Origin of the sequence: Paenibacillus mesophilus (genome assembly GCF_005938385.1) — a bacterium.
GTDB classification, from domain to species: Bacteria; Bacillota; Bacilli; order Paenibacillales; family NBRC-103111; genus Paenibacillus_AB; species Paenibacillus_AB mesophilus.
Window position 1 is genome coordinate 364588 of sequence record NZ_VCRA01000007.1, and the last position, 16034, is coordinate 380621.

Consider the following 16034-nt stretch of genomic DNA (forward strand, 5'->3'; position numbering starts at 1 on the left):
AGTGTAAAAACCTTACCGGGAAGAATGCGAAATGTTGCATTTTCACCCCTACTGTGATTTAATAAAGCCATTGATCGAAATTGTTTTTGATATACCGAAAAGGAGCAAGTATTCGATGGAAATCAATAAAAATCGTTACTCGGTCCCCGCCATGGAGAAAGGGCTGGCCATCATCGAAATGTTGGCGAAATCCAAGCAGCCGTTAGGAATTACCGATATTTACGCCATCACCGGTCTGCCCAAATCTACTGTTTTCATGATCTTAACGACGCTCGAGACGCTCGATTACGTAGAGAAGCTGGATGGGGACAAATATAAGCTGACGTTGAAGCTGTATCATTTGGGGATGAGTCTGTTTTCCAAATTGGATATCCGGCAAGTCGCCCGCCCGATTATGGAAGAGCTGGCCGAGCAGCTCCGCTTCACCGTGCATCTCGCCAAGCTTGACCACGGCAAGTCCATGTACATCGAGAAGGTGAGCGGACCCGGTTTCGTGCAGTTTTCTACCGCTATCGGTCATACGTGGCCCTTGTACATATCCGCAGGCGGCAAAGTGCTGGCCGCTTACATGCCGGAGGATAAGCTCGATGAGATCATCGACGCGCAAGGCTTTCAAGCCTATACCGCGAACTCCATTACGACCAAGGAAGCTTTTAAGGAAATTTTGCAGTCTGTCCGGGAGAACGGGTATGCGCTCGAAGATGAGGAAGGCGAGAGCGGCATTCGCTGCGTAGCTGCGCCGGTCTACGACAAATCCGGCCAAGTCGCGGCTGCGGTAAGCATCACTGCGCTCCGCAACGAGCTTCCGGCCAACAAGTTTCACGAAGTGGGGCTCATTCTCCGCGATCAAGCTCTACGGATCTCCGTACAGCTCGGATATGTAGAGCCGATCCAACCATCGACATGAATGAGAGGAAGAACATGCAGATGCTGAATATATTGAATAAGGAAATCGATTTGAACAAATCCGCCGTGTTGGATGACCAACTGACGCTTGAGGAGCATTTCGACAGGAAATGGAGTATACAAAGCGGTGAATGGCGGGTGGAGGGCGGCTGGTTAACCGGGAAAAAGCAGACGGGTTCCGGCCTGCTATTATCGCGTGACGACTATCCCGGCGATATCATGATCGAATGCGAAGCAAGAACGGTACTGCCTTCGACGCACGACATCGATTTTATGTGGAATGCGACTTGGGATACGGAGAAAGAAGGCCGCACGGCTTACATAGTCGGGATCCAAGGCTGGATGGAGGGGAAAGCGGGCTTCGAAAAATTGCCCGACTACCGTCTGGTCGCAACTACGCCTTTGTTCAATTTTCAGCCGGGGCACCTATATCACGTCATGGTGGGCAGTATTCAAGGCCATTGCTTCCTCTTCCTCGACGGGAAGCTGATCATCGAGATGACGGACCCGAACCCGATCGACTCGCAGCAACACGCCAAAATCGGCCTCGAGGTGTACGGCAGCCACGTTCAGATCCGTAATTTAAAGGTGAGGCAAATCGCTTGGCTTCCGAGGCAAATGAGTTATACGCCGGAGTTTTAACCCTAAGCAAAAAACATTCAGGGCCCGGCCTTCCGGCCAAGCCCTGAACAACGATTTACAGCACAACCATGCAGCTTGGAATATTTGGACCGAATTAGGCAACTCCGTTACTTGCCGCCGTGATACCGTCGCCACGCCCAAATCGGCGGCAGAGCCGCCGTCACTCATTGGGCCGTATCGTCCCATCCTCCTTATCGTTGCAGGATCCGAACACAAATGAATATCGCGCCGGCCGCAACGTCCGCGATCAGTTCCCAATACGAGCGCCCGAATCGCTCGACCGGCCGAAACGAGGCGATCGACGTCGATCCGTCTTGACATTCCGCAGCCAAATGAACGCCTGTTTCCGCCGCGAGCAGCAGCGTCAGCCCCTGTACGGCATACTCCGTCGAGACGTTCAGCACAAAGTCTCCATCCCGCGCTCGCTTGAGTTCCATTTGCACTTGCTTGCGCAATCGAAACCACCGCTCGATTTCCTCTCCGGTCCACCACTCCAACCCTTTCTCGCGTCCGTATCGAACCAGCTCGACAAGCGACTCGCCGACGCCATTTTTCCGTTTCCCAACCATCCCCGGATGGAACAAAAAATGAGCGACGCCATATACGTCGCGAGCCCGGTTCGTAATCGCGCAAGCTTCCTCGAGCGTACATCGGGCGGGAACAGGCGGATCCCAGGCTAGCGTGGGCAAGCTCAACAAGTTAAACGGCCGATTCCTTTCGGACTCCGTTTCCACCGGGACATACGGGTGGCAAGTGCCGGCCAGGAAACCTTTGTTTCCTTGCTTCGTTCCCCCTTTGCTCTGCTCTAGCGAAATCCCGGCGCGCTCACACCAGCGGTAAAATTGGACATCTCCCTCCCAGCGCAAATAATGATTCTTATTGGTAACGATCGGACGATCCGGGAATTGCACCTGAAGATCGTCGAGCTGCATTCGGAAATGCTCTTCGGACCATTCGCTATGCGGAATTTCCGTACCCAGCGCATTATAGTGAAGCGCAATCTCATGCCCCTCGGCATCGATTCGCCGATTTGTCTCCGCGTCGTACCCCGGCAAAATGATGCACCAACTTGACCGAACTTCCGCCTCGGAAAGCTTTTGCAGCGTGACGGCGCAATGCTCCGGATTATTGCCGTCGGTATCGTGCGAAATATGCCCGATTCCTTCAATCCCTCGGGGCCAGAACCATACTTGCGCCAGCGGGGAGCCTGTCGATTGTATAAGCGAATGGATCACCCGCTGCAGGACGAAACGCCATTCATCCACGATCGGATGCAAAAAGAACGGAACGCCTCCGGGCTCGACCGCGTCCCGGTCGCGCTTCCAATCCAGCACGCAGCCGTCGTCGCTTTTCCAAATCCCGTCGTTGATGGCGGCAGTGCCGTCATCGGCGGGCAATCCGTCACGGACTACCGCTATTCCTTGCTGAATCATGAAGAACGTATTCATCAAATGAATTCCGATCATAACGGCGCGTCCGTGACCGATCCGCCGCTCCGTAATGGCAGGGTGGGCCGCGTCTTCCGGCAGATCGGCTGGGACGCCGAGGCTTCCCGTCAGCCTGCCCCAAGTCTCAATGCCGCTATCCGCAGCCGTGACGGCATGCGCCCCGAAGAAGTGAAAAGAGCTCCTTAGCCCGGCCGCCGGGCATTCGGCATCTTTTTCCCACTGCACCCAACCTTCCTGAACGACCCCTGCCGACGTAACGCCAAGTACTTCTTCCAGCCCGTAGACGCCTCCGATCGCAAGCAGGACATTGCCTTCCTTGACGTAAGCGTCGCATACGGCCGGCCATTCCGCGAGATCGGAGGCCCCGGCCACAACCGTAAACCCTTGGGGCTGCCGGTCTATCCAATCCCGATGAGTCCACATTTGGCAACGATATCCCAGATAGGATAGCATTTCCGACAAATAACCGGATACCTCATTTCTGCCTTCCCGGTTGACGCGTGCGCCTTCCGCTTCATTCCAAACGATATGAATCATCGTTCCCTTCCCTTTCGTTTAAAGTAGCGTGATTCCGAAATAGGAGCGCAGCGCTTCGCGATACTCTTCTTCCGTTTGCGGAGTAAAGGTATGCACGCCATCGGTTGTGTGCCGTTCATTCCGATTCCCCTTCATAAACCTTTACTCCGTGCTTGTAGGACGCTCTGATGCGTATACCGCCATCGTCGGTCCGGTCGAACACCGCGATGTCCGCCGGCACCCCGGGTACGAGGCCGGCTGATACGGGCAGGCGCATTGCCGCAGCAGGGGCGGTTGAGGCGCTTACCCACGCCTCGGCAGTCGTACAGATGCCTTCCCTGACTAGATTCGAGATGCCGTGTGTCAGCATTTGCGCCGAACCGGCCAGCAGACGGGCATCTCGCTTCAGATGCAATCGGCCTTCGGAGGTGAGCACAACCTCGCCCGCGACGGGGTTATCATACTCGCCCGGCGCCATGCCGCTGTAGAGGACGGCGTCGCTGACCAGCACGAAACGATCCCGTTTCATCCTGTGCACCACCTTCAAGAAAGCGGACGGAACGTGGAAACCGTCGGCGATGACGCAACCGTACAGTTCGTCATGCGCAAGCTGCTCCCACAAATAGTTCGGATGTCTGGGCAGCATCGGATGCGCGCCATTGCCGAGGTGCGTAGACATGGTCGCACCGGCTGCTACGGCTGCAGCGATTTGTTCGGATGAAGCAGCCGTATGGCCGATCGAGACGACTACTCCGCTATCCGCGCAGCGCCTAATAAAGTCCGGCGCCTCCGGCCATTCCGGAGATAGCGTGAGCAGCCTGATGCGGCCATCCGCAGCTTTCTGTAAGCGCCGAAACAAGTCCCAGTCCGGCGCGATAACGAACTCGCGCGGATGCGCACCGCGCGCTCCGTCCTCCGGCGATAGGAACGGCCCCTCGAGATGGATGCCGGCGATCGTGCGTTCCGTTTGCTCATCCAGCCGACAAGCTTCGGCTATTGCGGCGGCGGCCGATTCGGTGCGCCCGGGATCGTTGGTCACCAGCGTCGGCATGTACGATGTTACACCTTCTTTCCACATCAGTCGCGTCAACTCGATGACCCGCCCCGGCGGCAAGGGGTGGGAATTGAAGTCAAGTCCCGCGTGGCCGTTCAATTGAAGGTCGACGAGCCCGGGACCGATCCATGGTAAGTGAAGCGCATACTCGCCTTCCGCCGGCATCCGTTCGATTCTCGTGATATAGCCGTCGGCAACAAAGAGACGAATATGTTCGCCGCTATCCGCCGCAAAGTGCCTGCCTTCGATCATAAACTCCGTTTCGGAAACCGGGGCACCGCTGCCGCCTTTCCGCATATGTATCATCGCCTCCATGCTATTCGTTGCGTATCCCTAGGAAGACCGTTTCGCATCGGTCCGCAGCAGTCGCGCCGATGATGCCCCCGCCTTCCGTCTCCTGCAACGCGCGAACAACCGGTATGCAGTTGTGACATCGGTTTGTCTTCCTCTCTATTTCTGCATTTTGTTTTGCCGCATCAGCATCAACTTCCGAATCAGGTCCAATGCGTTATCGACCATAATGTCCATCATCCGCCGGCCTTTGTCTTCCGTTGCGCATTCCGGATATCCCCAATAGCCGTCCTCCGTAAGCTCGGTCGAATCGAAATAGTCGAGGTAGTCCTGCGGATAGAACCGCCGATCGGCCGGCTCGACGGCTTGACCGACAAGCTCGGGATGAATATGCATCATGATGGAAGTCTCGTACTCGCCCGCATGGACATCATTCGCCGTATGCTCCATCACCTCGTGCGCACGCCCCACTCCGACGGCAGTGTCGATCAGAATCGTCATAAGTCCATCGAGGTCGCGGTTCAACTGCCGGATCGTCGGTTTTAATATCCAATTGCCGCCGTGGCCGTTCACGATAATGAGTTGACGGAAGCCGTCGTATTGCAGCGATTCCGCCACATCCCGGACGATGCTTCCGAGAGTCGCCGCCTTCAAGTAAACGGTTCCTTTTGCCTGCCGATGCTCGATGGAGGACGTTATCGGAATGACCGGCAGCAAGTAAGCATCCAGTTCGCGGGCGATCCGCTCGGCCCAATGTCCGACGATCAGGCAATCCGTTCCGACGGGCAGATGGCTGCCGTGTTGTTCGACGGCGCCTATCGGCAGAACCGCTATACTTGGAGCGGCTCGCTCGAAAGCGCGTGTTGTATCGCGAATCGTTAGCATGGTCTCTATCTCCACTCCGTTTCCGCATGTTCTATTTTTTCATTTGCTTGGCTTCGTCTATCTTTTTGTTCGTGAGCTCGGCCGCTTCCCTGAGCGCCGTATTCATATCTACGCCTTTGGTCGCGATGGTGGTCAGTGCCGCGTTCAATTGTTGGGCCGCCACGAGTTGATATTCCGTAATATTGGACATTTTGGCGTGTTTCGGGAATAACGCAGCTACGTTTTGCCCGTTGTATTTCGGTAAATCCTTGCCGTAATTCAAATGCAGCTTCGTGTCGCTCAAAGCGGTAGCCAGCCCTCTCGCATTCAATGAAGCCTGGAATTCGTCGGAAATAATAAACTTCATCACTTCATAAGCTGCATCGCGATGCTTGCTGGTCGAGCTCATGAACCAGTAGTTCGCGCCCGATTGCGGTCCTATGCCGCGAATATCCGGGAAGTCCGGAATACGGACGACTCCCCAATTTTTTACGCCGTCGCCCGGGGTAAAGCCGCAGCAGCCCGTATAGTTAGTGGCCATCGCCACAGTCCCCTTCGTGTTGAAAGCAGCAACCGTCGCCTGCGTCACATCGATCCCCGGTATAGTCATAAACCTCGTCAAGGTAGACACGATTTTCTTCCATGCGTCGGTCTCGAAGCTGGCTCTATGCGTTTTCGGATCGACCATATCCAGCGAATATTGATTGACCTGCAAATAGTTCAAGTTGTCGTTGGCGAAGCCATAATATTGCACATCCCCGTCTTTGCGCGTCAGCTTGACGGCCAACTCGTACAATTCATCCCACGTGATGCCGTCTTTCGGATAGGGTACCGCGAACTTGTCGAACAAATCTTTATTGTAATACAAGCCGGACGTGCCGACGAAGGCCGGAAGCCCGTATATGCCTCCGTTAGCCATTTGCCGCATCAGTTCAACGACAGTAGGATCGATTTTGCCCAGATCCATTTTGTCGCGCTTGACTAGATCCGTAATATCGGTTTGTAAATTCAGATTTTGCAGCTGCGTGTAGTAGTTCTGATAAGCTCCGAATGCGATATCAAGCGGTCCTTTGGTGCCGATATAATCTGTCAGACTCATCTGATCGGGAAAATGGACTTTAAATGTAATGTTCGGAAATTTAGTGTACAAGTACTTTCCGTACGTGTTGTCGAACCAGTCCATATTTTGCCCGCTCAAGCTGAACAAGTGAAGCTCGACCGGTTCCGCGGTCTTGCCGACTTGCGGCTTCTGCTCGGGTTTCTCTCCGCTCGAAGTGCCGCCGCAAGCCGTAACTGCAGCAAGAGCCAAGGCGAGCAGGGCGCCGGCCCCTCCGCGATAAAAACGTTTCTTCATTGTTACTCCTCCATTTCCGCAGCCAAAGTCCCCAACATTCGTAACCGACGCCATTGCAAAAAAAACCGTTTTCTCTCGCCCCTTGCCGTCCTCTCCTTTCCACCCATGCGCTTGCACTTCATGAAATCGGTTACAACCAGATTATACAAACTGCAATATTTCAAAGACAATGTCTAAATAACGTCTTCTATGTCTAGATAATGTCTGTTTTAATCCGGTTAAATATTTGCCGAATCCAGCAGGACGAGTGGACAGACTCCGATTTGAAAACGAAGATTTGCATAAATGCCTTCATCGAATAATGCCCGGTATAAACAGACAATGATGCTTAAACACCATGAGCCGCCTCCGCAGCGGATGCGAAATGTTAGACGACACCGCCCATGTCCGCGACGATTTGCTCTTTTCATGTCCGCTTAAGTTCTCAGCATGAAACGAAGAATTGAATAAACGTCTTATTCAAACTATACTGGTATAAACAGACATTGGCGCCTAAACGTCCCGATCCAGGTCATGTCCAGGTTCCACTTCACGATAAGGAGCAAGTCAACTATGCAAACTATCGCGGCTAATCAATCGCACATTTCTATCGGTATGATCGGTCCGGAAGCAATCGTGCGAAAAATGCTTCAATCGGTGAAGAAATTTCCGACTTTCGAGCCGAAGATCAAAATATTCGACCATAACGAAGAAGCTCCCGAGCTGGCCCGACAGCTGATGAATGAGGTTGAAGTGCTGCTGTTCTCCGGTTTGCTCCCGTATCAGCTGGCCCTCAAGGAAATTCATTTCTCCATTCCGGTCCTTTACATCCCGATTCTGGGCACTTGCCTGTACCGGGCGCTGTTTTGCATACATGATAAATACGGGCTGGATTCGATCTCGGTCGATTCCGTATCCCGCAGGGACATGATTTCCGCGCTTGAGGATTTGAACAAGCTGTCGACCAAGGTCGTCTATCACCAAAGCGCCCTGCTCCCTTCACGGGATGAACTGCTCCAATTCCACCGCAGGCAGATCGAACAAGGACACGTGAAAGCCGTCCTGACCGCCAATCATCAAGTTTCCGACGAGTTGACCCGGCTCGGCATCCCGAACGAGCCCATCATTCCTACCGAACAAGATATCGATATCTCGCTGTCGCGGGCGCTGCTCTCGACGGAAAGCCGGCGCAACAAAGAAGGCCAGGTGGTGGTCGGGTTTATCAATGTCGACCAGTTTCGGTCGCTTGCCGAGAACTCCATCTCCGAGCTGGAGGTGCAGAGGCTCAAGCTCGATATTCACCGTCTGCTGCTCGGCTATATCGAATCTCTCGAAGGTCATTTGACGCAGCTTGGAAGCGACGAATATTTTTTCATCACGACTCGCGGAACGTTCGAACGGGGGACGCAGGGCTATAAGTTTATCCCTATCGCGCGGGAAGCGGAGAAATTGCTGAACGTCACGCTAAGCATCGGAATCGGCTTCGGACGCTCGGCCAACGAAGCCGGCACGCACGCTCGCGTTGCTTTGCGTCATTGCAAAGATGCGGGCGGCAATATTTGCTATATTGTTCGAGAGGATAAGAGCATCATCGGGCCGCTCGAAATGACCGAGCCGCACAAGTACGACCTCTCTCTGATCGATACGGAGCTGATCCGGAAAACCCGCGACACAGGCTTCTCGGGAACTTCGCTCAGCAAGCTGATCGCTTATATGACACGGACCGGCAAAGTCGATTTTATCGCTCCGGAGCTGGCTTCCGTTCTCGGGCTAACCGTACGGAGCGTACACCGCAATTTGGCGGCTTTGCTGGATGCGGGGCTTATTGAAATCGTGGGCGAGGACAAAGTGAAATCCAGGGGAAGACCGAACCAAGTATTTCGTTTCACCTTCATCGAGCAGTTGATCCGGGCGACCAATCGATAATATATCGACCGATGAGATGGCGGAAAATACGACTAAGACGTTGCGCATGGCTCCTATCCTATACCTGGGGGTCATGTCGCAAAAGTTGACGGCCAAACCGTCCGCCCGGGAAAAGGCAGGTTTGAAGCGAATTCTCGTAAAACCTGCCTGCAGTGTCTAGGTGAACAATGAACTGGATTTGCTTATTTGTGAACCTCATGGCGCTAATCAGCTCCACTTCTCGGCAATTGTTGAAACAGTGAACCTGAAGTCACTAATACTGAACTTAAGTTCAGTATTAGTGAAGTTTGGTTCGTCATTCACTGTATTCACCCATCCGGCCAGTCATTAGCGCAATAGAGTTCAGTAATAGTGAAGTTCGATTCGTTCAAGCTAACATGCAGCCCTCATCTCCGTATGGTGGGGGCTGTTTGCCGTCTCATGAGCCGACTCCGAACGCCTATTTCTCCAACCGCAATTCGTGGGCATGGTCGTGAGTCCATTGCGCGACTACGTTCAGCGGTTCGATCAGCGTCGCACCCAGCGGCGTCAGCGCATATTCCACCTGCGGCGGGACATGCGGATAGACGGTTCGCTTCACGATCCCGGCAAACTCCAGCTGCCGGAGCGTTTGCGCCAGCATTTTGTGAGAAATCCCGTCAATATCGTGGTGCAGTTGATTATATCGGCGAGGTCCCAGGTGGAGATGATAGATCACGATCACCGTCCATTTCTGGAAAATCAGATCCAACACCCCCCGGTGGGGACATTCCTGCAAGCCCTTCAGCTGCTCAGGCAGTGTTTGCTCCATCTTTTTGCACCCTCCTCGTAAAGTCGCTTAGCAAGCCATAGCTCACATTTTGGTTAGTATATCACGAAAAAGTGCATTCTTGTTCGGTTTTCGGCAAGCATGCTATAGTTCACTACGAAGCATGAATCTCTAAATTTATCGACACTCACGGGAGGTATAAATGAACGTCATCATTTTTGGAGCGAATGGAAGTCTCGGACGGCATCTCGTTTCGGAAGGGTTACTGTCCGGCTGCCATGTAACCGCATTTGCGAGAAAACGCGAGAAAGGGCCGGAGCGATCCGACAACGCTCCCCAATCGGAAAAATTAACCATAGTGGAAGGCGACGCCACCGATCCGCAGCAAGTGTACGATGCGTTATCGGGCTGCGATGCGGCCATTATCTCGGCAGGCAATCCGAAGGATGCGGACGCTTTCGCCCGCATCGTCGACACGATCGTCACTCAAGCGGATGGCCATCCCCGCTTCGGCGGACGGCTCTGGATGCTGGCCGGCGCCGCTCTACTCGATATTCCGCATACGGATCGGAACAGCCTGGGCCTTCCCGGTATGCCTCCGATGTATCGGATCCACCAGAACAATTACGACCGCATCCGTCAATCGAAGCTCGACTGGTCCGTTCTATGTCCGGGACCGATGGTGGAGAACTCCCCGGACAGCGCATATATGGCGAATCTTCGTATTTCGGCAGAAGAGCTGCCCTTGGCCTTCTCGGAATCCGAACGATCCTTGCCGGATGCGGAGCTGTCCGGCCTGATCGCCCGGAAGCTTCCCGAGCTGATCATACCGTACAAGGAGGCGGCTCGCCTGATCCTAAACCATCTGGAACGCTCGGGACCGTTCTCGGGCAAGCGCGTCGGAATTGCCCTACCTGAAGGGAGCGGTGGGGAGAAGGCCGGCTGGAGCTTGGGACAGTGATGAGAAGACGGAAAACCGCCCTAACGGGCGGTTTTCGTTGACCGACAACTCGGGGTTATTCAAACTTCCTTCGATAATGCGCCAAGGCAAGCAGCGGAAAGATGTATCGGTAACTATGATAATGGATATAGAACGATCCTCCCATTCCTTGGCCCTTTGGATAGTCCGTCGTCCAATCCACTTTCTCGAGGGAATCCAGCAAATAGGTTATTCCTTTTTGGATGGCAGCAGTCGGCCGGTCGGCAATCGTTATCAACGCATCCAACGCCCAAGCCGTATCGGTCAGCGTGCTCGTCTTTAACGGAACGTAGGTCATTTGAATGTCGCTATGGCACGATTCGCCCCATCCGCCGTCCGGGTTCTGAATATTCCCGAGCCATGCCGCCGCCTTTTGAATGCTTGGTGTGCTATTCGAGATGCCCGCCGCTTTCAAGCCTGTAATCGCGCCCCATGTTCCGTAAATATAACAAATGCCCCATCGCCCGTACCACGACCCATCCTTCCGCTGATTATTCAACAGCCAATGTACACTATTCCGGATAACGGAATGGCTCGCGGGAAGGTTCGTATAGTTCCCGAGAAATTCAAGCGTCCTCCCTGTCAAATCCGCACAAGAGGGATCCGCCAGCAAAAACCGGGCCTTTTCAAGCGGCAGAAATTCCAGCAGCTTGGAATCGGTATTTTTCTCGAAGGCAGGCCAGCCGCCATCATCGTTTTGCATCGACAAAAGCCAGCTGACGCCCTTGTCCCAGGCAGTCCGGTTATGCGACGAAATGCCGGATATGGACCTTAACGAAGCAGTCGTGTCATCCACATCCGGATTCATCGTATTCACATCGGAGAACCCCCAGCCGCCCGGCAAACCGCCCGGGTTGTGAACGACCCAGTCGCCGAAGCGGTGATGCTGGCGGCTCAGCAAGTAGTTGTTTGCCTTTGTCACCATCGGGTCTTCGCGCGCAACTCCCGCTGCCCGAAGCGAATAGCCTATTAACGACGTATTCCACACGTTGGCCGTAGTATATTGCATATGAGGCAGACCGTTAATTTCGCATTTCATGGCCCGAATCCCCTCGACAGCCTTAGTAATGACGGGATCAGTTTTTTTATACCCCAGAGCAAGAAGGGCAAATATCATTAAAAAGGTACTGCTGAAATAACTGTAAAAGGTTCCGTCCCGCTCCAAATGATCAAGCATATATTGTTGGGCACGCTCAAGGGCTAACCGATGCAGTTCCCTCGGGACGCCTAACAATCTTTGGACTCCGTACTGAATAAAGGAGAGCAGGGAACGCCACTCGCTTGAGCGAATCCACCCCTCCTCCTCATCCGCCAACCAGTTCAACTCGGATAGGTCAGGCGCATTTGCGGGTTGAACGGAAAACTTCTTATCGGCCAGGATCATTATCGGAGTCAGATTGGCTCTCCCGAAAACCGATATAGAATAAAAATGGATCGGGAAGCAGCGCGGGAGCAAAATCATTTCAACCGGCAAAGGGGTAAAGGAAGGCCATTTATATTGCCCGATCAGTGCCAGCATGATTTTCGTAAACATACTCACTTCCGATGAACCGCCGCTTGCGATCAGAAACTGAAGAGCGGCGCGAAGACGTTCGTCCGCTTTGCTGTACAATCCGGAGAAAAGCAGTGCGTAATAGGCTTCTAAAGTGGCCGTTACATCCCCTTCTCCTTCATCGTAAAAAAGCTTCCATGCTCCATTTTTCTGCTGTCTGCTTAATATTCTCCGGCAAAGCCCTTCAATTAATTCCTCATCATCAATCTCTAAAGTCCGCAATAAAATAATCATATAGGCATCGGTAGAAATACCCGTGTCAAACGGATAAGCCCACGACCCGTCCGGAGCTTGGTCTTTTCGAAGCGTTTCAATCATCCATCGGATCCCCTTCGCCGTATCGATCATTCCGGCACTCCTTCCTCCCGCAAAGCACAGTTTAAGTATTCATATTCAGCTCTACCATATTGAATTCATGAGGGGGGAGGCCGCTATCTTTTTCACAAGAAACCGCCAAAAAACACCGATTGAAACGATTCGCGAGGAGTTGAAGAAAAGAAAGAAACAGTCCCCCGCCGTCTCGAAAGAGTTAACGGTTGCAGACAAAACGCTTTTGAACGACATCAGGCTGATTACCCGTGAACGCAACCTGAATAATGTGACCCGAACTAAAGCCTATCTCGAGTATTATGTGCGGCATCCTGAAATCCACTGGGCATTTTTAGGCCACATGGTATCACGGAATGGCGGATGGAATATGACCGATCTTAAGGGGGAGTTTCTGACCAAGCTGCTCTCCGATATGGAGCGGGAAACCTTTTTTCATTTTTTGGAACGCGGCAACTGGCTGATTTTCCAAGATGTATACCCGCAATTCCTGCTTTACGAGGAGAGTTTGAAGCACAATAAGCCCCTGTTTTTTTTACTGCCTCATCTGAAGGTTTCGATTTTTATGGAAACGGTTTGGAACTATTTTTGGAAAGTACGGGATGCGCATATTCACTGCATAGCTTTAATCATCAATGAACAAAGCTACTTGGAGCAAAGGGTCGTTCAAAATCCCCATTATCAGAAAGAAGTGCTGAACAAAATCGAATTTCACCTTCAGGATTGGCTGTCCTTTAATCAAATTCTTTTTCCAACGGAAGGCGAGCATGTATTAGGGCAGACGCTTCACCAGTTCCAATCTCTCCATGAGCGGATTTTACTCGGAAAAAGGCTGTATGCCGTTTTGTTTAAAAATATGGATTTTCATTCACAGGCCCTGGACTGGGCGAAACGTCATCCGCATACGGGATCGAGGAAAGATTACTGGCCGCATGTATTCAATTCCGTAAATGAAGGTACACCGGGAATTCCGTATCCGTTAAGGTTAAAGTCGTGCAGGCTTCTCAAGGGAGCGAGGAGAATTTACAGCCCCAAACTCGAGCATGCCTGGAAAAACGTCAGCCAGCCGGAAGCCGAGCCGGGGGATTGGTTTCAAGATCTAGAAGCGGCGGATTATTTAGAGGATGACCTAGTAACGGTGGACGGAGAGATTAAAAGTGAATACTGCAAAACATTGGAGCGGCTCGAGGTTGCCGCGCTTGCCAAAAAAACGATCGGCTTTTTGGAATAAAGATCGTTTTACCTGTGCCTTGTTGGCGTCACTGCTGGGTACGTATTTGGACCTCTATTTTGTCGGCAAAGGGATGTATCAGTTTCCCCATCGACTGCTGCCGGAAATCTTTTCGATCCATATTCTCTTTACGTTAATCGGGCTGCCCCTGTTGACGATGATTTTTTTGTATGGCCTATCCCTTGCGAATGGATGGGGGAGGGCAGGTTTGATTCTGTTTGTCAGCCTGTTGATGCCCATTATGGAAAAATCGGCGGAGCGGCTAGGGTTATTCGTCCATTCCGAGAAATGGTTGCATCTGTATAGCTTCTTCGGCTATTTGCTGTTTTTCACGATCATTTCAGTGGTTTATTTGGGGTTGAAGAATAGAAGCGGATAAGCTTGGATTGAACTAGAGTTTAACGCTTTTTTAAATCCGCTATCGATTTAACGTTATCCATAATACTAGAATATTATTTCAGAATAATGTTATAGGAGTGCTTTGATCATTATAAAATCTATTTGTTCTTCATCGCCCATATAGAAAGAGTGGGCTCCGGTTTGAACAAACTCCATTTTTTTATAAAAGGTAATCGCGCTTTCATTTTTTTCCCAAACCCCCAGCCAGATCTTCTCTTTATTCCGTTCTACCGCTATTTCTATAGCTTTATTCATTAGATATTAACCAAGCCCCTGTTAATGATGTTTTTTCCTTATATAAATCCTCTCGACCTCAAGCGAATCATTGCCCATTTTTTCAGTTTGAGCATCATTGGTGTTTACTTTTAAATACCCGGCAATATCCTCATTAGAATAAATAAAATAAAAATCCGAACAGATATTTGATAATTCTTTTTCCAGTTGTTTTAAGTTAAATGCTCTTTCCAAGTAGGCTTTCATATTTTCAGGCGAATTTTGATCCTTAAATGTCTCATTAAACGTCTCGACACTAATGTCTTGAAGTAAGCCTAGATCTTCAAGCGTGCACTTTTTTTATGGTTATAGTCATCTTGCTTGTCCTCCTTATAGAAATCAGTACATTCTCTTGTTTCCCTTTTTTACAAACTCCCAGTCTTTTTCTATATTTTTTCTGACTCTTTGCAGCAGGTTAAAAATAGTTTCCACCTCACTTTCGGAGAATCCGGATAGTGCGACCTTATTGGAATAATCGTTTTCTCTTCTTATTGAAGGGTAAACAGTCTTCCCTTTCTCTGTAGGAAATAGTTTTTTAATTTTTTAGTTATTTGGATCATCATTCTTTTCAACAAATCCATTCATCTCAAGTTTTTTTATGGCACGAGCAGCCGTTGTTCGGTCTACCTTTATCATTTCAGCTAACTTTTCTTGAATTATTCCTGGATTTTCACAGATTCGCACAAGGTACAAGTACTGTCCTTTTGTAAGGTCATATTTCTTAAACTCAATATTACTTATAGAATCCAATGACCTGGCAATCATTCCAACCTCACGAAGAACTTCCTTCATATTGCACCCCCACTAATCTTGTATTTTTCAAAGGTGGTAAGAAAAAAGTATCTCATTTTTGTTGTATTTACAACAATTCAATCCCGTTAAGCGAGCGAGGCAGCCGGATCGATTCGCCGGCTGCCTCGTTAGATCCTAATATTGAACTCTCATATCCATCGTGTAACAATATCCCGCATCAGAACACGCCATTCTCATTCGGGGACTTCTCCGGAATGGGCTGTCCCACATCCCATAATTCGACGATCAGGTCGTTATAGAAGCGGAAGATATGGACAACAACTCCTCCGATGTCTTCCTGATTTTGTTTGACATGGGAGTGCACCGCAACGATATTACCCTCTTCGATAGCACGTTTGACCTCAAGGATTTTGTGAGGATTCTTGGCGGCGTTCTCTTCCATGGCGAGCATTAGTGAATCAGCGTCTCCACGGAAAAAGGGATTATGATGGAGGAAACCCGGACTAATGTACCTTCGGTATGCTTCACGCACTTCGCCCGACGCCACCAGTTGCAAAAATGATACCGCCTTGTCTTTGTTAGAAGTCATCATTGGAAAGCTTCCTTTCTTTAAAGTGCATTATTCCCTCATATTGTCCATTTTACAATTTTCCGTACCTACTATCCTCCCTCTATGAATAAATGCATATCTCCAATTTCCTCTTGTTTTCTTACGATTTCGTTGAGGGGGAGTTTTAATAGACACAGCCTCACAGGAACAAAATTGTACAGAAGGGGATTTTTGGTTTCCTA

Annotated in this window: 13 protein-coding genes and 2 pseudogenes; 6 read left to right on the top strand and 9 right to left on the bottom strand. The window is 51.1% G+C overall.

The window, feature by feature from the left end; all coding sequences use genetic code 11:
* Positions 1–115 precede the first annotated feature (115 nt).
* A complete protein-coding gene (locus FE783_RS15900) occupies positions 116–907 on the top strand; it encodes an IclR family transcriptional regulator (protein WP_158301833.1) in 792 nt (263 codons plus the stop codon).
* Between the two features lie 20 nt (positions 908–927).
* A complete protein-coding gene (locus FE783_RS15905) occupies positions 928–1548 on the top strand; it encodes a 3-keto-alpha-glucoside-1,2-lyase-like domain-containing protein (RefSeq protein WP_138880362.1) in 621 nt (206 codons plus the stop codon).
* Between the two features lie 191 nt (positions 1549–1739).
* On the opposite strand, the gene FE783_RS15910 is transcribed toward FE783_RS15905, so the two are convergent.
* The 4 genes from FE783_RS15910 to FE783_RS15930 all read right to left on the bottom strand — a co-directional run bounded on the left by FE783_RS15910 (position 1740) and on the right by FE783_RS15930 (position 7075).
* Positions 1740–3533, bottom strand: a complete 1794-nt coding sequence (locus FE783_RS15910) for a polysaccharide deacetylase family protein (RefSeq protein WP_138880363.1) — start codon at positions 3531–3533, stop codon at positions 1740–1742.
* A 115-nt stretch (positions 3534–3648) separates the two neighbouring features.
* Complete coding sequence (locus tag FE783_RS15920) at positions 3649–4863, bottom strand: N-acetylglucosamine-6-phosphate deacetylase (protein ID WP_238403098.1); 1215 nt, start codon at positions 4861–4863, stop codon at positions 3649–3651.
* 153 nt (positions 4864–5016) lie between these two features.
* Positions 5017–5742: a creatininase family protein gene (locus FE783_RS15925; protein WP_138880364.1), complete on the bottom strand. Its 726-nt coding sequence runs from the start codon at positions 5740–5742 to the stop codon at positions 5017–5019.
* 31 nt (positions 5743–5773) lie between these two features.
* Positions 5774–7075 carry an ABC transporter substrate-binding protein gene (locus FE783_RS15930; RefSeq protein ID WP_158301834.1) on the bottom strand — a complete coding sequence of 434 codons (1302 nt, stop codon included), beginning with the start codon at positions 7073–7075 and terminating at the stop codon, positions 5774–5776.
* Positions 7076–7627: 552 nt separating this feature from the next.
* Here FE783_RS15930 and FE783_RS15935 point away from each other — a divergent pair.
* Entirely contained in the window at positions 7628–8980 is a 1353-nt protein-coding gene (locus tag FE783_RS15935) for a GGDEF domain-containing protein (RefSeq protein WP_138880366.1), read from the top strand.
* A 439-nt stretch (positions 8981–9419) separates the two neighbouring features.
* Here FE783_RS15935 and FE783_RS15940 read toward each other — a convergent pair whose 3' ends face one another.
* A complete protein-coding gene (locus FE783_RS15940) occupies positions 9420–9770 on the bottom strand; it encodes a winged helix-turn-helix transcriptional regulator (RefSeq protein WP_138880367.1) in 351 nt (116 codons plus the stop codon).
* 160 nt (positions 9771–9930) lie between these two features.
* Between FE783_RS15940 and FE783_RS15945 the strand changes: the two genes are divergently transcribed.
* The gene (locus FE783_RS15945; protein ID WP_138880368.1) at positions 9931–10689 is read left to right on the top strand and encodes an NAD(P)-dependent oxidoreductase; all 759 of its coding nucleotides are present in this window, start codon (positions 9931–9933) and stop codon (positions 10687–10689) included.
* Between the two features lie 55 nt (positions 10690–10744).
* Here FE783_RS15945 and shc read toward each other — a convergent pair whose 3' ends face one another.
* Complete coding sequence (gene shc / locus FE783_RS15950; RefSeq protein ID WP_138880369.1) at positions 10745–12607, bottom strand: squalene--hopene cyclase; 1863 nt, start codon at positions 12605–12607, stop codon at positions 10745–10747.
* Positions 12608–12674: 67 nt separating this feature from the next.
* On the opposite strand from shc, the gene FE783_RS15955 reads away from it, so the two are divergent.
* On the top strand, positions 12675–13817 hold the full coding sequence (locus FE783_RS15955) for a DUF2515 domain-containing protein (protein WP_138880370.1): 1143 nt from the start codon (positions 12675–12677) through the stop codon (positions 13815–13817).
* Complete coding sequence (locus FE783_RS15960) at positions 13744–14196, top strand: CBO0543 family protein (protein ID WP_238403099.1); 453 nt, start codon at positions 13744–13746, stop codon at positions 14194–14196. Before FE783_RS15955 ends, FE783_RS15960 begins: the two co-directional genes overlap by 74 nt.
* 89 nt (positions 14197–14285) lie before the next feature.
* On the opposite strand, the pseudogene paiA reads toward FE783_RS15960, so the two are convergent.
* The 3 genes and pseudogenes from paiA to FE783_RS15975 form a co-directional block, all read right to left on the bottom strand.
* Positions 14286–14750: pseudogene (gene paiA / locus FE783_RS15965) on the bottom strand (spermidine/spermine N(1)-acetyltransferase).
* A gap of 78 nt (positions 14751–14828) precedes the next feature.
* Positions 14829–15281: pseudogene (locus FE783_RS15970) on the bottom strand (MarR family winged helix-turn-helix transcriptional regulator).
* Between the two features lie 178 nt (positions 15282–15459).
* Complete coding sequence (locus FE783_RS15975; protein ID WP_138880371.1) at positions 15460–15834, bottom strand: nuclear transport factor 2 family protein; 375 nt, start codon at positions 15832–15834, stop codon at positions 15460–15462.
* Positions 15835–16034: the final 200 nt, after the last annotated feature.